This is a genomic window from Mesorhizobium sp. B1-1-6, from assembly GCF_006443035.1.
In the GTDB taxonomy this organism is placed as follows: Bacteria; Pseudomonadota; Alphaproteobacteria; order Rhizobiales; family Rhizobiaceae; genus Mesorhizobium.
The window spans coordinates 368,172-390,105 of record NZ_VFWR01000004.1 but is presented as its reverse complement, the minus strand read 5'-3'; the positions used below and the strand labels follow the sequence as shown (position 1 = coordinate 390,105).

Annotated in this window: 21 protein-coding genes and 1 tRNA gene; 15 read left to right on the top strand and 7 right to left on the bottom strand. The window is 62.1% G+C overall.

The window, feature by feature from the left end:
* Positions 1 to 66 precede the first annotated feature (66 nt).
* Entirely contained in the window at positions 67 to 546 is a 480-nt protein-coding gene (gene smpB / locus FJ979_RS11010) for an SsrA-binding protein SmpB (protein WP_006202221.1), read from the bottom strand.
* Between the two features lie 25 nt (positions 547 to 571).
* Entirely contained in the window at positions 572 to 1,453 is an 882-nt protein-coding gene (gene dapA / locus FJ979_RS11005) for a 4-hydroxy-tetrahydrodipicolinate synthase (RefSeq protein WP_140580979.1), read from the bottom strand.
* 303 nt (positions 1,454 to 1,756) lie between these two features.
* Between dapA and FJ979_RS11000 the strand changes: the two genes are divergently transcribed.
* Both FJ979_RS11000 and FJ979_RS10995 read left to right on the top strand, forming a co-directional pair.
* The gene (locus FJ979_RS11000; protein WP_140580881.1) at positions 1,757 to 3,802 is read left to right on the top strand and encodes a lytic transglycosylase domain-containing protein; all 2,046 of its coding nucleotides are present in this window, start codon (positions 1,757 to 1,759) and stop codon (positions 3,800 to 3,802) included.
* A 175-nt stretch (positions 3,803 to 3,977) separates the two neighbouring features.
* Complete coding sequence (locus tag FJ979_RS10995; protein ID WP_140494621.1) at positions 3,978 to 4,874, top strand: alpha/beta hydrolase; 897 nt, start codon at positions 3,978 to 3,980, stop codon at positions 4,872 to 4,874.
* Positions 4,875 to 5,008: 134 nt separating this feature from the next.
* Here FJ979_RS10995 and FJ979_RS10990 read toward each other — a convergent pair whose 3' ends face one another.
* Both FJ979_RS10990 and FJ979_RS10985 read right to left on the bottom strand, forming a co-directional pair.
* Positions 5,009 to 6,076, bottom strand: coding sequence for a site-specific integrase (locus FJ979_RS10990; protein WP_224680934.1), 1,068 nt, complete (start codon positions 6,074 to 6,076; stop codon positions 5,009 to 5,011).
* 241 nt (positions 6,077 to 6,317) lie between these two features.
* Positions 6,318 to 7,460 (bottom strand): porin, encoded by a 1,143-nt coding sequence (locus tag FJ979_RS10985; RefSeq protein WP_140494624.1) that lies wholly within the window; start codon positions 7,458 to 7,460, stop codon positions 6,318 to 6,320.
* 470 nt (positions 7,461 to 7,930) lie between these two features.
* Here FJ979_RS10985 and FJ979_RS10980 point away from each other — a divergent pair.
* The 4 genes from FJ979_RS10980 (at position 7,931) to FJ979_RS10965 (ending at position 11,022) form a co-directional block, all read left to right on the top strand.
* Positions 7,931 to 8,021: transfer RNA gene (locus FJ979_RS10980), tRNA-Ser, on the top strand.
* Between the two features lie 174 nt (positions 8,022 to 8,195).
* Positions 8,196 to 8,438, top strand: a complete 243-nt coding sequence (locus FJ979_RS10975; protein WP_140580879.1) for a GIY-YIG nuclease family protein — start codon at positions 8,196 to 8,198, stop codon at positions 8,436 to 8,438.
* A 123-nt stretch (positions 8,439 to 8,561) separates the two neighbouring features.
* Entirely contained in the window at positions 8,562 to 9,710 is a 1,149-nt protein-coding gene (locus FJ979_RS10970) for a porin (RefSeq protein WP_140520696.1), read from the top strand.
* A 199-nt stretch (positions 9,711 to 9,909) separates the two neighbouring features.
* Entirely contained in the window at positions 9,910 to 11,022 is a 1,113-nt protein-coding gene (locus tag FJ979_RS10965; RefSeq protein WP_140580877.1) for a pyridoxal phosphate-dependent aminotransferase, read from the top strand.
* 36 nt (positions 11,023 to 11,058) lie between these two features.
* Here the strand turns inward: FJ979_RS10965 and FJ979_RS10960 are convergent, their stop codons facing one another.
* Positions 11,059 to 12,063: a bifunctional helix-turn-helix transcriptional regulator/GNAT family N-acetyltransferase gene (locus tag FJ979_RS10960; protein WP_140580875.1), complete on the bottom strand. Its 1,005-nt coding sequence runs from the start codon at positions 12,061 to 12,063 to the stop codon at positions 11,059 to 11,061.
* Between the two features lie 166 nt (positions 12,064 to 12,229).
* On the opposite strand from FJ979_RS10960, the gene FJ979_RS10955 reads away from it, so the two are divergent.
* From FJ979_RS10955 to FJ979_RS10930, 6 genes are all read left to right on the top strand, one after another.
* Positions 12,230 to 12,514 carry an acylphosphatase gene (locus tag FJ979_RS10955; RefSeq protein ID WP_140517994.1) on the top strand — a complete coding sequence of 95 codons (285 nt, stop codon included), beginning with the start codon at positions 12,230 to 12,232 and terminating at the stop codon, positions 12,512 to 12,514.
* Positions 12,515 to 12,583: 69 nt separating this feature from the next.
* The gene (locus FJ979_RS10950; RefSeq protein ID WP_140559450.1) at positions 12,584 to 13,234 is read left to right on the top strand and encodes a TetR/AcrR family transcriptional regulator; all 651 of its coding nucleotides are present in this window, start codon (positions 12,584 to 12,586) and stop codon (positions 13,232 to 13,234) included.
* A gap of 66 nt (positions 13,235 to 13,300) precedes the next feature.
* Positions 13,301 to 14,464 (top strand): isovaleryl-CoA dehydrogenase, encoded by a 1,164-nt coding sequence (locus FJ979_RS10945; RefSeq protein WP_140580874.1) that lies wholly within the window; start codon positions 13,301 to 13,303, stop codon positions 14,462 to 14,464.
* Position 14,465: 1 nt separating this feature from the next.
* Positions 14,466 to 16,073 carry a carboxyl transferase domain-containing protein gene (locus FJ979_RS10940; protein WP_140580872.1) on the top strand — a complete coding sequence of 536 codons (1,608 nt, stop codon included), beginning with the start codon at positions 14,466 to 14,468 and terminating at the stop codon, positions 16,071 to 16,073.
* Between the two features lies 1 nt (position 16,074).
* Complete coding sequence (locus FJ979_RS10935; RefSeq protein ID WP_140580871.1) at positions 16,075 to 16,638, top strand: O-acetyl-ADP-ribose deacetylase; 564 nt, start codon at positions 16,075 to 16,077, stop codon at positions 16,636 to 16,638.
* Positions 16,620 to 18,581, top strand: coding sequence for an acetyl/propionyl/methylcrotonyl-CoA carboxylase subunit alpha (locus FJ979_RS10930; protein ID WP_140559448.1), 1,962 nt, complete (start codon positions 16,620 to 16,622; stop codon positions 18,579 to 18,581). Before FJ979_RS10935 ends, FJ979_RS10930 begins: the two co-directional genes overlap by 19 nt.
* 153 nt (positions 18,582 to 18,734) lie before the next feature.
* On the opposite strand, the gene FJ979_RS10925 is transcribed toward FJ979_RS10930, so the two are convergent.
* Together FJ979_RS10925 and FJ979_RS10920 are read right to left on the bottom strand one after the other, a co-directional pair.
* Positions 18,735 to 19,856, bottom strand: coding sequence for a branched-chain amino acid ABC transporter substrate-binding protein (locus tag FJ979_RS10925; protein ID WP_140494645.1), 1,122 nt, complete (start codon positions 19,854 to 19,856; stop codon positions 18,735 to 18,737).
* 398 nt (positions 19,857 to 20,254) lie between these two features.
* The gene (locus FJ979_RS10920) at positions 20,255 to 20,521 is read right to left on the bottom strand and encodes a sel1 repeat family protein (RefSeq protein ID WP_010915070.1); all 267 of its coding nucleotides are present in this window, start codon (positions 20,519 to 20,521) and stop codon (positions 20,255 to 20,257) included.
* A 445-nt stretch (positions 20,522 to 20,966) separates the two neighbouring features.
* On the opposite strand from FJ979_RS10920, the gene FJ979_RS10915 reads away from it, so the two are divergent.
* From FJ979_RS10915 to FJ979_RS10910, 3 genes are all read left to right on the top strand, one after another.
* Positions 20,967 to 21,308: a DUF2147 domain-containing protein gene (locus tag FJ979_RS10915; protein ID WP_140494647.1), complete on the top strand. Its 342-nt coding sequence runs from the start codon at positions 20,967 to 20,969 to the stop codon at positions 21,306 to 21,308.
* Between the two features lie 207 nt (positions 21,309 to 21,515).
* Positions 21,516 to 21,674 carry a hypothetical protein gene (locus FJ979_RS32495; protein ID WP_181169517.1) on the top strand — a complete coding sequence of 53 codons (159 nt, stop codon included), beginning with the start codon at positions 21,516 to 21,518 and terminating at the stop codon, positions 21,672 to 21,674.
* 53 nt (positions 21,675 to 21,727) lie between these two features.
* The gene (locus tag FJ979_RS10910; RefSeq protein ID WP_140494649.1) at positions 21,728 to 21,922 is read left to right on the top strand and encodes a hypothetical protein; all 195 of its coding nucleotides are present in this window, start codon (positions 21,728 to 21,730) and stop codon (positions 21,920 to 21,922) included.
* Positions 21,923 to 21,934: the final 12 nt, after the last annotated feature.

Below are 21,934 nucleotides of genomic sequence, written 5' to 3'. Positions count from 1 at the left end.
TTCTGGCTCCTTGGCTAGAACCCTGAAAGCCAAACACTTATCCGCTTGGCTGCCGCCTGATGGCTGTCACCCGCGCTCCTTCAAGAGCCTGCCCTTCTCACGCGACCAGTCGCGCTGCTTTTCCGTCTCGCGCTTGTCGTGCAGCTTCTTGCCGCGACCGACGGCGAGCAGCAGCTTGGCCCGGCCCTGGTCGTTGAAATAGATCTTCAGCGGCACCAGGGTCATGCCTTCGCGGTCGACGCTCTGCGACAGCTTGGCCATCTCGCGCTTGTTGAGCAGCAGTTTGCGGCGCCGGCGCGGCTCGTGGTTGAAGCGGTTGGCCTGCAGATATTCCGGTAGATAGGAGTTGATCAGCCAGATCTCGCCGCCCTCGACCGAGGCATAGCTGTCCTGGATGTTGGCCTGGCCCTGGCGCAGCGACTTGACCTCGGTGCCGGTCAGCACCAGGCCGGCCTCGATCGTGTCGAGCACCTCATAGGAAAACCGCGCCTTGCGGTTTTCCGCAACGGTCTTGTTGTTGGGATCGGCTTTTCTGACTTGATTCATAATGCGGAGAGGTGGCGCCTCATCCCTAATTTATCAAGCCGGCGTGCTTCATCGCCGCGTCGATCTTTTCGGCCGTCGACTGTTCGACCGTGACCAGCGGCGAACGCAGCACGTTCTCGACCTTGCCGAGCTTCGAAAGCGCATATTTAGCGCCGGACACGCCGGGTTCGATAAAGATCGCCTTGTGCAGCGGCAGCAAGCGATCCTGCAATTCCAGCGCCTTGGCGCTGTCGCCGGACAGCGTCGCCTCCTGGAATTCAGCACAAAGCCGCGGCGCGACGTTGGCCGTCACCGAGATACAGCCGACACCGCCATGCGCGTTGAAGCCGAGCGCGGATGCATCTTCGCCGGAAAGCTGGATGAAATCCTTGCCGCAGGTCATACGCTGCTCGGAAACCCGTTCGACCTTGCCGGTCGCGTCCTTGACGCCGACGATATTCTTGAAGTCGTGCGCCAGCCGGCCCATCGTCTCCGGCATCATGTCGATGACCGACCGCGGCGGGATGTTGTAGATGATGATCGGCAGCTTGGTTGCCCTGGCGATGGCGGCGAAGTGCTCATAGAGCCCGCGCTGCGTCGGCTTGTTGTAGTAGGGAGTGACGACAAGTGCAGCATCGGCGCCTGCCTGTTCGGCATATTGGACCAAGCCGATCGCTTCCGCGGTGTTGTTGGAGCCAGCGCCGGCGACGACCGGAGCGCGGCCCCTGGCCGCCTCGATGCAGACCTTGACCACCTGACGATGCTCGTCATGCGACAGCGTCGGCGACTCGCCGGTGGTGCCAACGGGAACAAGGCCTGTCGTGCCCTCCGCAAGTTGCCAGTCGACAAAGGCGCGAAAGGCTTTCTCGTCGAAACGCCCGCTCTTTTCGAACGGTGTCACGAGCGCGGTCAGCGAGCCTCTCAGCATGTCGTCCAACTCCTTGGGACTTCTTTGTTCACGCATATCGTTATCCCGAAACCGGTAGCCACTTCTGGGCGATATGCATGGGTATTTTCGTCTCTGGTCTTAATGTCGCGCCTTCTAACCGAAAGCGAGGCGGCGCACCATAGTCTCGACATGGTTGCGCGGCAAGCATTGCCATTCTGCCAGCAAACGCAATTCGAACGGCCTCGATAACCTTTTGTTAACTGGCCCTTCATGACCTAAGTTTACGGTCTGGTCCGGGTCGCGAAGCTTTCGCGCCTGCTGGTGATGTGTAAAGGCTGAACGATGCCGACTAGGCGGCCTCATCTTTTCGCGCTCCTGGGCGCGGTCGTCGCGCTGATGCCGGAGATGGCGATCGGCGGCAGCGTCGACGTGCAGTTGACATCGGCCATCCCGATACCCGGCATGCAAGGCTCGCAAGATGCGGGTCCACGCGATACGGCCCTCTCTGACAGCGTCGTGCAGTTGAAGAGCGGTCTGGACGCACTGGCGGCGGGCGACATTCCCGGTGCCCGCGCCGCGCGCGATGCCCTTCCCGCCCGTTCGCTCGACCAGCACATCCTTGCCTGGGCAATCGCGCTTTATGGCGGCGACAAGGTGCCGAGCGGCGACATCGCGGCCGCAGCGAAGATGTTGCCCAACTGGCCGGGGACAACCGCGCTGCGCAAGAACAGCGAACGCGCACTCTATCGCGAGAACCCCGCCCCCGACATCGTTGTGCAGGCGTTCGACGGCAGCCAGCCGCAGACATTCGAAGGCGTGATGCTTCTTGCCCGCGCCTATATGGCGCTGGGCAAGGCAGAGGCGGCGCGTTCGGTGCTGGTGCCGTTCTGGCGCACCGCGATCCTGGAGGCCAAGGACGAGACAGCGCTGATCAAGGAGTTCGGCGGGCTGATCCCGGCCGCCGATCACCGATTCCGCATGGAGCGCATGTTCTACGCCGACCGGGTCGGCGCGGCGCAGCGCGTCGCCGGCCCGGCGCAAGCGGAGCAACTGGCCACCGCCTGGGCGGCGGCCGACAAGGGCGACAAGAACACCCCCAAGCTGCTCAAGGCGGTACCGCCTTCACAGCGTTCGGCCGGCTATTTCTTCGCGCAAGCCGAATATCTGCGCAAGCAAGACAATATTGCCGACGCCGCCGCCATCGTGATGAAGGCGCCGACGGATCGCGAAGCGCTGGTCGACCCGGATGCCTGGTGGGTGGAGCGCCGGGTACTGTCGCGCGAGCTGGTCGACAAGGGTGACATGAAGGCTGCCTACAAGATCGTCGCCATGCATGCGGCCGAAAGCACCGCGAACGCCGCCGAAGCCGAATTCCATGCCGGCTGGTACGCTCTGCGCGGCCTGAACGATCCCAGGCTTGCGGCAACCCATTTCGCGCGCATCGCCGACCTTGCCCAGGGACCGATGACATTGTCGCGCGCCTATTACTGGCTCGGCCGCGCCGCCGAAGTTGGTGGCCCGGGTAACGCAAAGGATTATTTTGCGCGCGCGGCGGCCTACGGCACGACATTCTACGGCCAGCTCGCCGCCGAGCGCATTGGTCGCCCGGCGCTGAACATCGCCTATCCCACGCCGAGCGCCGCCGATCGCCAGAGTTTCGTCGGCCGCGAAGCCGTCGCCGCCATCAAGCGGTTGCAGGAGGCGGGCTACGACCGCTATGCCGAGACGCTCTATCGTGACCTTGCAGGACAGTTGACCAGCCCGGGCGAACTGGCGCTGCTGGCCGTGCTGGCGGAAAAGCAGGGCAACCACTTCATGTCGCTCAAGATCGGCAAGATCGCCGGCGCGCGTGGCATCGACGTCGGCGCGCTGTCGCATCCTTTGGGGGTCATCCCCGATAGCGCCGATATTTCCGGTTCGGGCAAGGCGCTGGCCTATGCCATCGCCCGCCAGGAAAGCGAATTCAACATCGCCGCCATATCGAGCGCCGGCGCGCGCGGGCTGCTGCAGCTGATGCCGGCAACCGCCAAGCAACTGGCGAAGAAGGCCGGGCTGCAATTCTCTCAGGCACGCCTGACCACCGATGCCGGCTACAATGCGACGCTGGGCTCAGCCTTCCTCGGCCAGCAGCTCGACCGCTTCAACGGCTCCTATGTGCTGACCTTCGCCGGCTACAATGCCGGCCCCAGCCGCGCTGCCCAATGGGTGGCGAAATACGGCGATCCGCGCGGCAAGGACATCGACGCTGTCGTCGACTGGATCGAACGGATTCCTTACACGGAAACAAGAAGTTACGTACAGCGCGTGATGGAGAACTACGAGGTCTACAAAATGCGCATTTCCGGCAAGTATGACATTGTGGGAGATCTTGTGAACGGGCGAAGTTGACGGCTTTCGTTTCCTTGCGAGAGGAGTTGGCCTCGCGCGGATCTACTCGCCTTGGCTGAGTGAAGGGCCTCGCCACCTTCGGCCCGCAAGAGGAGAAGTAACTGCTCCATTTGACCATCCCTTCCCTCGCCTGTAGCAGACGGACCATCCGGCGAGAGCAAGGGGCAGCATTCCAATGGCGAGCGAAGGTTTCTCCGATTTCTTCTACGCGGGACCCAATGGGCTGAAGCTCCATGCCCGGATCTATGGCGACGCAAATTCGCGACATTGGCCAGTCGTCTGTCTGCCCGGGCTCACCCGCAATGCACGCGACTTCCACGAACTCGCGCTCTATTTGGCCGGCAAAGCGGGAAGCCCACGCAAGGTCGTCGCCTTTGACTATCGCGGCCGCGGGCAGTCCGATTATGATCCCGATGTCAGCCGCTACAATGTCGGCGTCGAAGCCGGCGACATTCTTGCCGGACTGGCGGCATTGGGAATCGAGGAAGCCGCCTTCGTCGGCACCTCGCGCGGCGGCCTGATCATTCACGTCCTGGGTGCGCTGCGGCCGGCCATATTGAAAGCGATCGTGCTGAACGATATCGGACCGGTGATCGAGCCGGCCGGCCTTGCCCATATCCAGTCGTATCTCGAACGCAAACCGAAGCCGAAGACCTTCGCCGAAGCAGTGGCAGCCCAGCGCCGCGTTCACGGCCGGGATTTTTCAGCGCTCGCCGATGCGGACTGGGAGCGCATGGTGCTGGCGCTCTACCGCGAAACGGATCAGGGCCTGCTGCCGGATTTCGACCCGAAGCTGGTCGACACGGTTGCAAATCTCGACCTGACGCAGCCGCTGCCGGCGCTGTGGCCGCAATTCGACGCCCTGTCGGCCCTTCCCATGCTCGCCATACGCGGCGCCAATTCGAGTTTGCTGTCGGTGGGCACACAGCGGCAGATGCGGGAGCGCCATCCGGCAATGCAGACGATCACCGTCGAAGGCCAGGGTCACGCCCCTTTTCTCGAAACCGGAACCTTGCCGGGCGACATCGCCGCTTTCCTCGACAGAGCCGAGCGGCTGCCGACTCGCCTTTAAAAACCGTTGCCGGCGAGGCAAACGACAGCAGGGCGACCAAGGTAGGTTCCGAAGCCGGAATAGCATGCCTCGAATAACCCGCAGATCGGGAGATCCACGGAATTGGTTGTCCACAGCGTCTTCAAAGCGTGAACTTATCGGGACTTTGAGGCCTTCTTCATTGCCTTAGCCGGGGTCTTCACGGCAGGCGGTTCGTCTGACGCACCGCGCGCCGCAGCACGAGGCGACGGTTCGGGCGCTGCCTTCATGCTGTCGACGCCGCCAGACCGGGGTACTTCCAGCACGGTGACGCAGCCGTCGAGGTCATTGGTGGCCAGATGCGCATAGCGCATCGTCATCGACAGGGTCTGGTGGCCGAGCCACATCTGCACGCGCCTGATGTCGATACCGCCCTGAACAAGACGCGAGGCGCAGGTATGGCGCAGAATGTGCGGCACCACCTGATCGTCGGCGGCCAGACCGACTTCGGCCTTCGCATCGTTCCAGATGGCACGGTATTGAGCCTGGCTGAATGTGGTGAACGGGCCTTTCGGCCGACGGCCTTCGCCGGGAGGCAGCTTGATCACTTCCTTGACACGCTCGGTCATCGGAATGGTGCGGCTGCGGCCGGACTTGGTGATCCAGAAGGAGACGCGATGCTCCTGGATGTCGTTCCAGATCAGCCCGAGCGCCTCGCCAAGGCGGCAGCCAGTGTCGACCAGGAAGACGGAAAGCCGGTAGGCATCCTCGCTGCGGCTCCTGATGGCAGCAAACAGCCTGGCCTCCTCGTCCCTTTCAAGGAAACGAATCCGTCCCGACCGCTCCTTCTGGCGGCGGAACTCGGGCAGGCTGTGGATATCTCCCATCTTGTAGGCCTTGCGCAGCAGTTTGCTGAGGGCAGCCATCTTCCGATTGATGGTTGCGTTGCTGTTGCCGCGCTGGCGCAAGGTGCCGATAAGGTTGTCCAGGGTACTCTGGTCAAAGGCGCTGAAACGCTCCCCGAGCAGAATCTCGTCTATCTCGCCGATGAACGAGCTGACATTGTATTTATGTCGCCCATCATCCCACAATATATCTCGATATGCTGAAAAAAGATCTCCAACCCTATGCGATTTTACTTCTCGTATCCTATTGTAGGTGTAGTTAAACTTTGAGTTCTGAGAAGAAAACATCGAAAAATGATCGGAGGGCTCGCCCTCTTGAATCGCTTCGGTCGTCATCATTTGCCACACCCCCGAGTGGGATAGATTCAGCCCTATCCGCTTGGGAGCGTCCTTTCAAGAGATTTGAATCACGCAGTTGTGATTTCATCCGCCATCAGCGGATCCCACGAAACCATCCCACGGACTCTATTCAGCTACCGTTACCCCCTGTTCCTTCTGTTTGCCTTGATCCAGTCACGAAACAAAAACAGCCCGGGCGTTGATGCGCCCGGGCTGGATTTCACCTGTATGGAACCAGCCCTTAGAACGAGCGCTGGAAGCGGAGGATACCGCCGATGCTGCTCTTCTTGTCGGCGCCGGTCCAGTTGGAGAAGTCGGCGTCGTCGAACCTGCCTGCATTGAGGTAGTCGACTTCGGCCGTGACCGTGAAGCCCGGGACGACGTCGTAGGCGATGTTCGCCGCGATGCCCAGGTTCTTCCAATCGTCATACGACACCTGCGCGTTGAACGAGGTCTTCTCGTTGAACTTGTAGGTACCGCCGCCCCAGACAGCCCAGTTGCCGCCCCACTGCTTGTAGAAACCGCGACCATGGGCGTCGACAAAATTGCCGGCGTCGTCGTTGAGGTTGTCATCGGTGCCGTAACCGCCCATGACCCACAGCGACAGTGCGTCGTTGACGTTCACGTCCAAGCGAACCTTGCCGGCAACTTCTTCGTAGTTGCTGTCATAAGCGACGACACCGCTGATGGCGCCCCAGCCCTGCGTCCACTTCAGACCGCCGACGACATGCGGAACGTAGCTGTCGATCGTGCCGACAACGCCCGCGCCTTCTTCGAGCGAGACCACGGCCGAGAAGCCGTTGCCAGCGTCGAAGTAGTACTGGACGACGTTGGTGTCGAAATCGCCGTAAGGAACCAGCGTATCCTGGATCACGTTGCCGGCGTAGCCGACGAACGTATCGAAGGCCGATTCGTCCTTACCAACGCGGAGACCACCGAGCTGGATCCAGGCGAAGTTCAGCGAGACGTCCTTGTTATGGGCGGTGTTGAACGGCTCGATTGCGTTGTCGTTGCCGAAGTTGAAGCGGGTCTCGGTGTAGGTCTTCAAGGTGCCGAGCTCGGTTTCCTGGCCGGTCCAGGTCTTCAGCGTGAAGCGGGCATTTTTGTGCCAGGCATCATTTACCGAGCCGTCCTGGTGGTCCGCAGTCTTCGAACCGTTGAACGTGCCGACGTCGCCGCCGCCGATGTCATAACGGATGTAGCCGCCGATGCGCAGGCAGGTCTCGGTGCCGGGGATGTAGAAGTAGCCAGCGCCGTAGACGTCGCAAATCTTGACGTATTCAGCGGGCTCCGGCTCGGCGACGACGACGGCGTCGGCGGCGCGCGCACCGGAAACTGCGATCAGGGCCGCAGCGGAGCCGAGAAGAAGGCTCTTGATGTTCATTTTCTGACCTCCAGTCAAAAGTTAAAAAACGGGTCTGGGTATTCTTTGCTGAAGGACAGCGTTCCCTGCCCCATCCCCACTACCGAAAAAGATGCGCACCGCGCCGCTCCTTCGAAATCGACATTACCCATGAGCAGACGGGGTTCAACCACGATCGTACCGGCGAAAGGGCTGTGCGGCTGCTATCCCCCAGCGTTGTTGCACAAATGACACGATTTGGCCTCACTCAGAAAGCTCTCATTAACCTTCGGCCCGCCCCAGCCCCTTGTTTACGGGCGAATCCGGCGATCGGCTGACGGAATCATGGCGAGGCCTTGAGCCGCCAGCCAGGGAATCGCCGCAGAACCGCCGCATCGCGGAAGGCCGCAGGCCGGTGCGTTCTTATTTTTCCGTATAATGGCTTCTTTTTCCGAGATATTGGCTGGGGCTTGTTGATTGTGCCGGCGCTTTTCTTTATCCAGCGGCGCAACGGAGAGGTGGCCGAGTGGTCGAAGGCGCTCCCCTGCTAAGGGAGTAGAGGTCAAAAGCTTCTCGTGGGTTCGAATCCCATCCTCTCCGCCATCCTGCTTCGCTCTTCGAGCTTCGCAGGACAAGCCCAGACCAGACCTCAGCGCGAAGCAGGATGCCCTCCGAAGCCTCGGCGAAGGAGGGCCGCAAGCTTGCAAAAGCAGGATTGGCAATACCCTCAGCGCGAAGCAGGATGCCCTCCGAAGCCTTGGCAAAGGAGGGCCGGTCGTGTGGTATGTATACCTGCTGGAAAGCAAGACTGCCGACGGTGAGCGTTATGTCGGCATCACGTCCGACCTGAAGCGACGGCTTGCCGAGCACAATGACGGAAAATCCAGTCATACATCCAAGTTCCTGCCATGGCAGATCGTCACCTATGTGGCGTTCTCGAATCAAGCCAAGGCGACTTCATTTGAGCGTTATCTCAAATCCGGTTCCGGGCACGCCTTCGCCAGCAAACGTCTGTGGTGAATGCCCCTTCCTTTGTGAAAAATCCAGGGATTCCCAGAAAGACGCAGCAATACCAATTGTTTGCTGCAAAAACACGCACCACCAAAACGGTTGTTTCGTTCGATTCTGACTGGAGGTCAGAAAATGAACATCAAGAGCCTTCTTCTCGGCTCCGCTGCGGCCCTGATCGCAGTTTCCGGTGCGCGCGCCGCCGACGCCGTCGTCGTCGCCGAGCCGGAGCCCGCTGAATACGTCAAGATTTGCGACGTCTACGGCGCTGGCTACTTCTACATCCCCGGCACCGAGACCTGCCTGCGCGTCGGCGGCTATGTCCGTTACGACATCGGCGTGGGCGACACCGGCTCGTTCGACGGTGCGAAGGCTGCCGATCACCAGGACGGTGACGACCACAACACCTACTACAAGAACACGCGCTTCACGCTTAAGACCTGGACCGGCCAGGAAACCGAGCTCGGCACGTTGAAAACCTACACCGAGACCCGCTTCAACTTCGGCGACGACAATGCCTTCGACGAGCCGATCAACGCCGCCCACAACCGGGACGTCTCGCTGAACTTCGCCTGGATCCAGCTCGGTGGCCTGCGCGTCGGTAAGGACGAATCGGCCTTCGATACGTTCGTCGGCTACGCCGGCAACGTCATCCAGGATACGCTGGTTCCTTATGGTGACTTCGACACCAACGTCGTCCAGTACTACTTCGATGCCGGCAACGGCTTCTCGGCCGTGGTCTCGCTCGAAGAAGGCACCGGTACCGACACGATCGACAGCTATGTTCCGCATGTCGTCGGCGGCGTGAAGTACACGCAGGGCTGGGGCGCCATCACCGGCGTCGTCGCTTATGACAGCAATTACGAAGAAGTTGCCGGCAAGGTTCGCTTGGACGTCAATGTCAGCGACGCACTGTCGCTGTTCATCATGGGCGGCTACGGCACCGATGACAACCTCAACGACGACGCCGGCAATTTTGTCGAAGCCCATGGCCGCGGCTTCTACAAGGCGTGGGGCGGCAACTGGGCAGTCTGGGGCGGCGGCACCTACAAGTTCAACGAGAAGACCTCGTTCAACCTTCAAGTGTCTGCTGACGACTGGAAGAACGTCGGCGTTGCGGCGAACGTTGCTTATGACGTCGTTCCCGGCTTCACCGTCACGGCCGAAGTCGACTACCTCCATGCCGGACGGTTTGACGATGCTGGCTTCGTCAACCCGTCGTTTACACCTGCCGATAAGAAGAACAGCGTCGGCGGCATGCTCCGCTTCCAGCGCTCGTTCTAACAGCTATCGCTTCGAATATCGAAACCCGGCGGGCAACCGCCGGGTTTTTCATTGGGGTTATGATCGAGCGGCAAACGATTGTTCATTGCGCCTCGCTAAAGAATGAAAAATCCAGCATCGCGGATGCGGGCTCGCGCAACTTGCACCCGCCCGTTGAGCGCGCTAGCAAGAAGCCCCTTCCCTCACGCGAGCTTTTGCCATGCGTCTGCGCCCTCCCCTTATGCCGCTCGTTGCCGCGCTTCCGTCGACCGTGCCGTTTGTCGGCCCCGAAGCGCAGGAGCGCGAGCGCGGGCGTGCATTCCGCGCCCGCATCGGCGCCAATGAGAGCAGCTTCGGGCCGTCGCCGCGCGTCATCGCCCGGATGGCCGAGATCGCGCGCGACATGTGGATGTATTGCGATCCGGACAATCACGACCTGAAGGTGGCCGCGGCCGCGCATCATAATCTGAAGGTCGAGAACGTCGTGGTCGGCGAAGGCATCGATGGCCTGCTTGGTCTGGTGGCGCGCATGTATGTGGCGCCTGGCGATGCGGTGGTCACCTCACTCGGCGCCTATCCCACCTTCAACTTCCACATTGCCGGTGTCGGCGGGCTTCTTGTCACCGTGCCCTATGCGAACGACCACGAGGATTTGGAAGGGCTGCTGGCTGCGGCCGCCAGGGAGAAAGCGCCGCTGGTCTATCTGTCCAATCCGGACAACCCCATGGGGAGCTGGTGGGAAGCGGCCGAGCTGACGCGCTTCATCGAAGCGCTGCCGGAAACCACCATGCTCGTGCTCGACGAAGCCTATGGTGAATTGGGGCCGGCCTCAGCACTGCCGCCCATCGACGTCTCGCGGCCGAACGTCATCCGCATGCGGACCTTTTCGAAAGCTTACGGGCTTGCCGGCATACGCTGCGGCTATGCGGTCGCCGAGGCCCAGGTGATCAGCGATTTCGAGAAGATCCGCAATCACTACGGCGTCAGCCGTATGGCGCAGGTGGCGGGCGTCGAGGCGCTCGCCGACCAGGATTATCTGGATTCAGTGGTGGCGCGGGTGGCGGCAGGGCGCCGGCGCATCGCGCAGATAGCCGAACAGAACGGGCTGACGCCGCTGCCGTCGGCGACCAATTTCGTTACCATCGATTGCGGCCGCGACGGCGCTTTCGCGCTGAAGATCCTGCAAGGCCTGTTGGCGCGCGACGTCTTCATCCGCAAGCCGATGGCGCCGGGGCTCGATCGTTGCATCCGCGTCAGCGTCGGACTGGACCACGAGCTCGACATTTTTGCCGAGGAACTGCCCGGCGCACTGGCCGCCGCCCGTGGAAACTGAACGAGCGTTGCCATAGCGGCGACACTTGCCGGCCCGTTAGAGATCGAGCTCCCAGTTCTGGCCGGTGAGTTCCTTGCCGAAACTGTGATGGCGCTCCTGTGAGATCAGTCTGAACCCGGCGCGCTCATAAATCGCGCGGGCGGCGACCAGAATGTCATTCGTCCACAGAACGAGCTTGATGTAGCCGCAGGCGCGCGCCTGGTTCACGCATTCCGCAACCAGGCGCTTGCCGATGCCCAACCCGCGCGCCGCAGCCTCGACATGCAGCAGCCGCAGTTTCGCGACCTCGTCGTCCTGGTGGACCAGAAACACCGCGCCAAGCGGGAGGCCGGCGCGTTCGGCGATCCAGCAGAAATCGCGCCCTGGCTTGAAATTGCGGATGAAGTCGGCTCCGATTTCGGCAACCAAGGCTTCGAACTCGATGCTCCAGCCATATTCCTCGGCATAGAGCTGGGCCTGACGCTGAACCACCCAGCCAATGTCGCCGACGCGATGCGGACGCAACGTCACGACGGGGGGCGCCGCCTGGCCTTCAGCCGCCGGATCGCCCAGCAGCTCCGCTGCCTTGCGCAAGGCGTCGCCGAGTTCGGCCAAGCGGTGGTCGGGCAGGTTCTCGATAAGCCGGGAAGTGTCGCGGTCCGCCGCAGCCTGCAAACCGGCAAGGGCGGCCCGTCCCCTTGCCGTCAGCGACAGAATACGCCTTCGCCGGTCGACCGGATCGGTCCGGGTTTCGGTCAGGCCTTCTCCGGCGAATTTTCGCAGGATGCGCGTCAGATAGGCGGGGTCGAGACGCAGCTGCCTGGCGATGTCGGAAGCGGCCGGGCCGATGTCGATGTCGAATGCTTCCGAAAGGAAGCCGCGCTCGCCGGCGATTTCCGCCGCTGCCGGGCGATCCCGGTGGCCAAGCTCGAACAGAACACGCGCCTCGGTGAGCGTGAACGGGCTCTGCGTCAAGGTCTCGTCGAGAAGACCGACAGTGCGGGTGTAAAAACGGTTGAAGTGCCTGATATCGGCCACCAAAGCACTGCGTTGGTCCAGCATCTGCGTTCAGCCCTGGATTATGATCGTCGCAGTGTGAGAAATTTAGTGGACTGAGTCAATTAAATTCGAGTTCGACTCGGGCCCCCTCCATCCTCGTTTCGACCGGCCTGTTGCATTCCCCGTCGCCTGCGCCAGATTCCAGCAGACGAGCCTCGGGAGAGACGCAATGGCTGACGATCGCAAGGCAGTGCGTGTGCGGGCCCACGGCAAGGTGCAAGGCGTCGGCTACAGGATCTGGGTCCGAAGCCAGGCCGCCAGCCTTGGGCTTACGGGCTGGGTGCGCAATGAAGCGGATGGCTCGGTGACCGCCGAGATTGCCGGCACAGGCGAAGCCGTCTCGACCATGATCGGCCGGCTTTGGAAAGGACCGCCGGGAGCGTCCGTTTCCGGGATTGACGTCGAGGATGCGGTATCCAGCAATCCTGTTACCGGCTTCCGGATCGATGCCTGATGCGGCTTCGGCATACCTCTTGAATTAATTGAACGTTCGTTTTATTAATTCGCAACAAGGGAGGTTCTTTTGGCGCGCACGACAGGATCCGATGGCGGGAAGACCGAGGCGGCAGCCCGCGAGGCGGCGGTCAACCTGATCGCACAGCTCGGCTATGAGGCGATGTCGATGCGCCAGCTGGCGGCCGAAGTCGGCGTGCAGGCGGCCGCGCTCTATCGCTATTTCCCGACCAAGGAGGATTTGCTGTTCACGCTGATGCGCGAGCATATGGAGGAGCTGATCGCAGCCTGGAACGCCGCACGGCCAGCCGATGCCGATCCGGCAAGCCGGCTTTCGGCCTATGTCGAGAACCACATCGCCTTCCACATCGCCCGCCGCCATGCGACGCATGTTTCGAACATGGAGCTGCGCAGCCTGTCGCCCGAAAGACTGACGCAGATACTGCGGATGCGCACGGCCTATGAGAAGGAACTGCGCACCATTCTGCGTGACGGCGCCGAGGCAGGCGTGTTCGTCGTCGAAGATACCGGCCTCACCGCCATGGCGCTGATCCAGATGATGACCGGTGTCATCGTCTGGTTCCGGCCGGGCGAGCGGCTGTCGATCGCAGAAGTCACGGCGACATATCTTTCGATGACGATGCGGCTCGTCGGCGCGAGGATCGACACGTACAGCGCCGCACGTCCGTTTGGACGCGCAAACGACGCCGTGGGATTTTAGTTTCGCGCATGATCCTTTCCGAAAATCCAAGTCGATTTTCGGGGGTCATGCGGCAGGAGGAACCGGATGTACACGAACACGCTCAGCTTCGGGCATGACGAGGATATCGAGGCATTGCGCGAGCTGGTGCGGCGCTTCGCCCAGGACAGGATCGCGCCGATCGCGGCGGAAATCGACCGCTCGAACGAATTCCCGGCGCATCTGTGGGCGGAACTCGGCAATCTCGGCCTCCTCGGCATCACCGCCGATCCGGAGTTCGGCGGCGGCGGCATGGGTTACCTCGCCCACGTGATCGCGGTCGAGGAGATCTCAAGGGCCTCGGCCTCGGTCGGCCTGTCCTACGGCGCCCACTCCAATCTCTGCGTCAACCAGATCAACCGCTGGGCAACGCCGGCGCAGAAGGAGAAATTCCTGCCGCCGCTTTGCTCGGGCGAGCGCGTCGGCGCGCTAGCCATGTCGGAGCCCGGCGCCGGCTCCGACGTCGTCTCGCTCAAGCTGCGCGCCGAAAAGCGCAACGACCGGTACGTGCTCAACGGCACCAAGATGTGGATCACCAACGGCCCGGACGCCGAGACGCTGGTGGTCTATGCCAAGACCGATCCGGAGCGCCATGCCCGCGGTATCACCGCCTTCATCGTCGAAAAGGCCTTTGCCGGATTTTCGGTCGCGCAAAAGCTCGACAAGCTCGGCATGCGCGGCTCCAACACCGGCGAACTGGTTTTCGATAATGTGGAGGTGCCGTTCGACAACGTGCTGCACGAGGAAGGGTGTGGCGTCGAGGTGCTGATGTCTGGTCTCGACTATGAGCGCACGGTGCTGGCCGGTGGCCCGATCGGCCTGATGGCCGCGTGTCTCGACGTCGCGGTGCCCTATGTGCATGAGCGCAAGCAGTTCGGCCAGGCGATCGGGGAATTCCAGTTGGTGCAAGGCAAGCTCGCCGACATGTACACGACGATGAACGCCGCGCGCGCCTATGTCTACGCGGTCGCCGCCGCCTGCGACCGCGGCCAGACCACCCGCAAGGACGCCGCAGGCTGCATTCTGTTTGCCGCCCAAAAAGCGACGCAGATGACGCTTGACGCGCTCCAGCTTCTGGGCGGCAACGGCTACATCAACGATTATCCGACCGGCCGGCTGCTGCGCGACGCCAAGCTCTACGAAATCGGTGCCGGCACCAGCGAAATCCGGCGATGGCTGATCGGCCGCGAGATCATGGCAGAGGGGGTATAGCATGGCTGTCCTCCAGACCCAGATATCCCCTTCCTCCGATACCTTCCGTGCCAATGCCGAATGCATGCGGGCGCTGGTCGCCGATATTGCGGAAAAGGCCGCGAGCGTCGAGCGCGGTGGCTCGGAAGAGGCGCGCGAGCGACACGTCGCGCGCGGCAAGCTGCTGCCGCGCGAGCGGCTGGCGCAATTGCTCGACACCGGGTCGCCCTTTCTCGAGATCGGCCAGTTCGCCGCATGGTCGATGTATGGCGAGGACATTCCCTCCGCCGGCATCATCGCCGGTATCGGGCGCGTCGAAGGCACGGAAGTGATGGTCGTCGTCAATGACGCCACGGTGAAGGGCGGCACCTATTACCCGCTGACGGTGAAGAAGCATCTGCGCGCGCAGGAGATCGCGCTGCAGAACAATCTACCTTGCGTCTACCTGGTCGACAGCGGCGGCGCCAACCTGCCCAACCAGGACGAGGTGTTTCCCGACCGCGAGCATTTCGGGCGCATATTCTACAACCAGGCCAACCTGTCTGCCTCAGGCATCCCGCAGATCGCCTGTGTCATGGGTTCGTGTACGGCGGGCGGCGCCTATGTGCCGGCAATGTCGGACGAGACGATCATGGTGCGCAACCAGGCGACCATCTTCCTCGGCGGCCCCCCGCTGGTGAAGGCCGCCACCGGCGAGGATGTCAGCGCAGAGGATCTCGGCGGCGCCGACGTCCATACACGGCTCTCCGGCGTCGCCGACCACTACGCGCTCGACGACGAACATGCGCTGGCCATCTGCCGGCGCATCATCAAGAACCTCAATCGGAACAAGACCGTAAGCGTTGCCGTGCAGAAACCGATTCCCCCGCTTCATCCGGCAGATGAGATCTACGGCATCGTGCCGACGGATCTGCGCCAGCCCTATGACGTGCGCGAGGTGATCGCGTGCCTCGTCGACGGTTCGGAGTTCGATGAGTTCAAGCAGTATTACGGCACCACGCTCGTCACCGGCTTTGCCCATCTTCACGGCATGCCGGTCGGTATCATCGCCAACAATGGCGTGCTGTTTTCCGAAAGCGCGCTGAAGGGCGCGCACTTCATCGAGCTGTGCTGCCAGCGCAAAATCCCGCTGGTGTTCCTACAGAACATCACCGGATTCATGGTGGGGCGCAAATATGAGGCAGGCGGCATCGCCAAGGACGGCGCCAAGCTGGTGATGGCAGTCGCCACCGCCCGCGTGCCCAAGGTCACCGTGATCATCGGCGGCTCGTTCGGCGCCGGCAACTACGGCATGTGCGGGCGCGCCTATTCGCCCCGCTTCCTGTGGATGTGGCCGAACGCCCGCATTTCGGTGATGGGCGGCGAGCAGGCGGCGACGGTGCTGGCCATGGTCAAGCGCGAGGGTATCGAGCGCAAGGGCGGCGAATGGAGCGCTGAGGAAGAAGCGAAGTTCAGGAAGCCGATCCTGATGAAATACGAGCATGAAGGCCACCCGCTCTATTCCTCCGCAAGGCTATGGGACGACGGCATCATCGATCCGGCCAAGACGCGCGAGGTGCTGGCGCTCAGCCTCTCGGCCGCGCTCAACGCGGAGATCGAGGAAACGCGCTTCGGCGTGTTCAGGATGTGAAATGGGCGAGGTGCAGGACAGGATCCGCATTAACGTCGGCGACATCACCAAGTTGGATGTCGACGCCATTGTCAACGCGGCCAATTCCTCGCTGCTCGGCGGCGGCGGGGTCGACGGCGCCATTCACCGGGCGGCGGGGCCGGAACTCCTCGCCGAATGCCGCACGCTCAACGGCTGCAAGACCGGCGATGCAAAGTTGACCAAGGGCTATCGGCTGCCGGCCCGCTACGTCATCCATACGGTCGGTCCAGTCTGGCAGGGCGGCGGCAAGGGCGAGGCGGAGTTGCTCGCCTCCTGCTATCGGCGTTCGCTCGAAATCGCCGCCGAGAAGGAATGCCGCTCGGTCGCCTTTCCGGCGATCTCGACGGGCATCTACCGCTATCCGAGGGATGAGGCGGCAGCAATTGCAGTCGGCGCCGTAACCAGCTTCTTGAGCGGAAATACGACGCCGCAGACCGTCATCTTCTGCTGCTTCGACGAACAAATGGCCGAACTATACCGTGAGGCCGTTGCTTCCTCGAGGCGAACGCAGTCTACGGAGGTTTCATGTTCACAAAGATCCTGATCGCCAACCGAGGCGAGATCGCATGCCGGGTGATCCGCACGGCGCGCAGGATGGGGGTGCGCACGGTTGCCGTCTATTCCGATGCCGATGCGAAATCCCTGCATGTCGAGATGGCCGACGAGGCGGTACATATCGGTGCCTCGCCTGTCAGCGACAGCTATCTGCGCGGCGACAAGATCGTCGCGGCCGCCTTGGCGACAGGCTCGCAAGCCGTTCATCCCGGCTATGGCTTCCTGTCGGAAAATCCTGATTTCGTCGACCAGGTGGCGGCCGCGGGGCTCACCTTCATCGGCCCGTCGGCGGCCTCTATCCGCGCCATGGGGCTGAAGGATGCCGCCAAACGGCTGATGGAAAAGGCCGGCGTGCCCGTCGTGCCGGGCTACCATGGCGAGGCACAGGAGATCGTGGTCCTGGCCTCCAAGGCACGCGAAATCGGCTACCCCGTGCTGATCAAGGCGCGGGCCGGCGGCGGTGGCAAGGGCATGCGCCGGATCGAGCACCCCGACGAGTTTTCCGAAGCGCTGTCGAGCGCACGACGCGAGGCGAAATCCGCTTTTGGCGACGACCGTGTACTGGTGGAAAAATATATCGACAAACCGCGCCACATCGAGGTGCAGGTTTTCGGCGACAATTTCGGCAATGCCGTCCATCTGTTCGAACGCGACTGCTCGGTGCAGCGACGCCATCAGAAGGTTATCGAGGAAGCCCCCGCCCCCGGCATGACGGAGGCGTTACGCAAGGCGATGACCGAGGCGGCGGTGAAGGCCGCCAAGGCGATCAGCTACTGCGGTGCCGGCACCATCGAATTCATCGTCGATGCCTCGCAAGGCCTGACGCCTGACCGCTTCTGGTTCATGGAGATGAACACGAGGTTGCAGGTCGAGCACCCGGTCACCGAGATGGTCACCGGCACTGATCTGGTAGAATGGCAGTTGCGGGTCGCATCCGGCGAGAAGCTGCCGAAAACGCAAGGCGAGATAAAGCTAGCCGGCCACGCCTTCGAGGCGCGCCTCTATGCCGAGGATGCCGCAAGGGAGTTTCTGCCTGCGACCGGCACGCTGCATCATCTGAAATTTCCCGACATGGTTCCCCAAGGGGCCGCCATGCGTGTCGAAACCGGGGTGCGGGCCGGCGACGCCATTTCTCCCTATTATGATCCGATGATCGCCAAGCTGGTGGTGCATGGCGGGGACAGGCCGGCTGCGCTGGAGGCACTCGGCGCGGCGCTTGCGCGAACCGAAGTCGCCGGTTCGATCGTCAATACCGCCTTCCTCGCCGCGCTGGTGACCGATCCGGACTTTTCGGCGGGCGACGTCGATACCGGCCTGATAGGCCGCCACCAGCAGGCGCTGACCGAGATTGCGCCGCCGAGCGGCGAAACGGTCGCGGCCGCGGCCATAGCGGCCTCCGGGGCGGGCGCGCTGCCGGCATCGGATGATCCATGGTCGTCACTTGCCGGCTACACGCATTTCCATGGCATGGCACGACAGATCCGGCTGAAGTTTGGCGAGGACGATATTCTGGCAAGGGTTTCGGTACGACCAGACCGGCGTTCCCAGGTGACGCTCCATGCACCCTATGACAGCGCCAATTCGCATGACCTTCGCGCCGTTCCTCGCCTCGCCCGCTGGCCAGGCCACATCACGATATTCGAAGGCGCGGCCGGCTATACGTTCGCGGTGCCGGACCCGTTGGCCAGAGGCGATGATGCGGCGGCGGCGTCAGGCAGTTTGCGCGCGCCGATGCCGGGACTGGTCAAGCTTGTGCGGGCGACAAAGGGCGATACGGTGATGAAGGGGCAACCGCTGCTTATTCTCGAGGCGATGAAGATGGAGCACACCATCGCCGCGCCGCATGATGGCGTGATCGCCGAGATCGCCACCGAGGGCGCGCAGGTTACCGACGGCACTGTGCTGGTGCGGTTCGAGGATATGCAAGGCTGACAGCCTCGCTGCCGGATGCCAAGCGTCCCTGTCCTGCCGGACAGAGAGAGGCGCCGTAGAATGTCGACCGCCGTTATATGTCCATGGCAAGACACACAGGCAGAAATGAAATGGCCGGGACGAGCCCGGCCATTTCATCGATATAGGCAGCGATTACGGCTGGATCGGCGCATACTTGCCGTCGTGCCACTGGTTGATGTCGTAGCTGGCGTTCTTGAGGTCGCCCTTCTCGTCGAAGGTGACATTGCCGACAACCGTGCTGATTGGCTGCCCGTTCTTCAGCGCCTCGGCGACCTTGGCCGGATCATCGCTGCCGGCACGCTTGATGCCTTCCGCAAAGGCCTGGATCGTGGCGTAGGAGAATAGCGTGAAGCCTTCCGGCACGAAACCGCCGGCTTTGATCTTCTCGACGGCTGCCTTGGCTTCCGGCTTTGCCTGAGGATCCGACGGGAAGACGAACATGGTCCCTTCGCCGGCCGGGCCGGCAACCTGCCAGAATTCCGGCGAGGCTATCGAATCCGGCATGATCAGCTGGAACTTGATGCCCTGTTCCGCCGACTGGCGCAGGATCAGGCCAGCCTCCGGGTGGTAACCGCCGAAATAGACAACGTCGGCCTTGAGGTCCTTGAGCTTGGTGACGAGCGCCGAATAGTCCTTTTCGCCGGCATTGATGCCTTCATAGTCCACTTCCTTCAGGCCGCCGGCATTCATCGTGGCCTTGACCGCATCGGCAACGCCCTGACCGTAGGCACTCTTGTCATGCAGGATGACGACGTTCTTGCCGGCATACTTCTTCGCGATCCAGGGGCCGATGAAGGCACCCTGCGCATCGTCACGCGTATAGAGGCGCATGATCGTCGGCCAGCCGGCCTTCGCTGCGGCGTCGGTCAGCACCGGGTTCGAGGAGGCCGGGCTCATCATCAGGGCACCGGCTTCGGCATAGACGGCGGAAGCCGGAATGCTCGAACCCGAGCAAGCGTGGCCGTCGATGAACTTGACGCCATTGGCGACGATACGGTTGGCGACCGAAACCGCCTGCTTCGGGTCGCACTGGTCATCCTCGATATCGAGCTTGATCTGGCGACCGTCGACACCGCCGGCAGCATTGATCGCGTCGGCGGCAGCCTGCGCGCCCTGCTTGAACTGATCGCCAATGGTGGCGAGCTGTCCGGTCATCGGACCGACCACCGAAAAGGTGATGTCGTCGGCATAGGCGACCGGCGCGCTCATCATCAGGCCGAAAATGGCCGCGTTCAAAATACTTAATTTTTTCATTGCGGTATGACTCCTCCACTCACGCGCGGCCGCCCCGGCCACGCTTCTTCCAGAGAGGCCGGACAATTTCATCCTTCGTGTGGCCTGTCTAGGCGCATTGGCGGCGCTCGATTAGGCCTGCGGAGCATCTCTGGAGCAAAAAGGCAAAAGCCGCGCCGGCCTTGTTCCGGCCGGTCGCGGCTTTGCCTGTCGAGCTGTTTCTCAAGCGCCCCCGCACTCGAACCCAACTCGCCTTCCCTGTCTTCCTGCTGGCCCTGATCTTTCCGAAACCGGATCATGACCGCCGCGCCGCTGGCCCTGTCGGGCGTGCCGCGTTCTTGGTTTTGTCACGTGGCCGTCTTACCGCGGCCTTGTCCTTGCCTGGCGGACCAGAAGGCCGCCCTGCCTTATCTCTAAATTCAGTGCATCGTCATCCATTCGCGGGCTTCGCGCAGCGCCTTGGCGATCTCGACCTTCGACATCGCAGCCGACAGTTCCGAACGCAATTCCGCAGCGCGGGCCGAACCCTTGATCGCGGCGATGTTGAACCATTTGTGGGCGGCGACGACATCGGTCTCGCAATCGCGGCCCGTCGCATACATCATCCCCAGTTCGAAAAGAATGTCGGCCTGGGCAGTTGCCCCCATGGCGCCGAAGCCTGCTTCAAGCATTTCAAAACGTGCCATTTTTCAATCCTCTCTTCCGGCCCTGTCTGGCTCCCGAGAGCTGCCTCCGTTTGTCTGCCCGGGCTGCTCTTTCGATGCTTTCGAGAATGCCGCTCAGGCTTGAATCCGTCGTTAAATGGCGTGCTTAATTTGAGGAAAACAAAGCTAAAACAATAGGTAAACGTGGAAATTCGTTAAGGATACAAAGCCAGCGATTCAGCCGGATAGCGCCAAATTTGACGACAATTTTCGCGGGCGGAATCAACACTCTGCTAACCACGCGAAACAAACGCCGCGCATGCATGCATTCATTTCCCTGCCGACATTGCTTCCGTCGGCGCATCTGAATTGCCAAAGCTTCCGCTGCGGCACCGCTTTTGTTTTGCAGGGAGCTGGATTAGCTTACGTTTGCGTAAGCGGCAGACCGGCGAGGCGTAGCCTCCTGCCGGTATCCAAGGGAGGAAAGATGTTTCGAAAAGCAAGCCTGGCCCTGGCGGCCACTTTGATCCTGACCGGTCTGGCCTGGGCCGATCCGATCGAGGGAAACTGGAAGACGCAGGCCGGCGATACCGCGGCCATCGGGGGCTCGGGTTCATTTTCCATCACGCTGAAGTCTGGCAAATATGCCGGCAAGACCATCGGTTCGCTCAAGGCGTCCGGCGACAACAAATACACCGGCAACATAACCGACCCGGCAAACGACAAGACCTACTCCGGCAAGGCGACACTATCGGGCACCTCGCTGAAAATGAGCGGTTGCGTGCTCGGCGGGCTGATCTGCAAGAGCCAGACCTGGCACAAGCTCTGATCGACCCCATCCTTGCGACATGAAAACGGGGCCGGCAGGCCCCGTTTTCGTTTCATGATCCTGGCATGCTGTGCCGGCAGCCATGCTCCTTATGGCCAGCGCCGCCTCAAAATCCATCAACCGATTTGAACGGCAGATGAACGCCGGCATCAGAGCCGGTTCAGTCGTGCCCGGGCATTCTCCTGCGTATTGAAGGAGACACGACCAATGCTCGCCCGCCGCTTCACCATCGTCTGCCTGCTGGTGAGCCTGTTTGGAATGTTCTTCGCCATCCTCGTCGCCGAAGCGGGCCGTCCGGCCCGTTCCTGGGACGAGGCCAGTTCCAGAACCTGCCGCCTCGCCTGCCCGACCACCCTTCGCCCCTGAGACAGAAACCAAAGACCTGACCAAACCAAGACCTCGAAAGAAAAGCAAAGACCATGAACCGCATCGCCGCCAACCTCTTCAAAACCGTTCGGCTTCTGCCGCGGGCGGCGCTCATCCTGGCGTTTCTTGCCGCGCCGGTCCTGGCCGTACCGATGATGCGTGCCGATGCCGGTTCCACGATCGACGCGCCAGCACTGAAGAAGTCGGGCGTCGGTTTCGTGCTGCTGGTCAGCCTGCAGCGCGGATAAATTGCGCCTTCG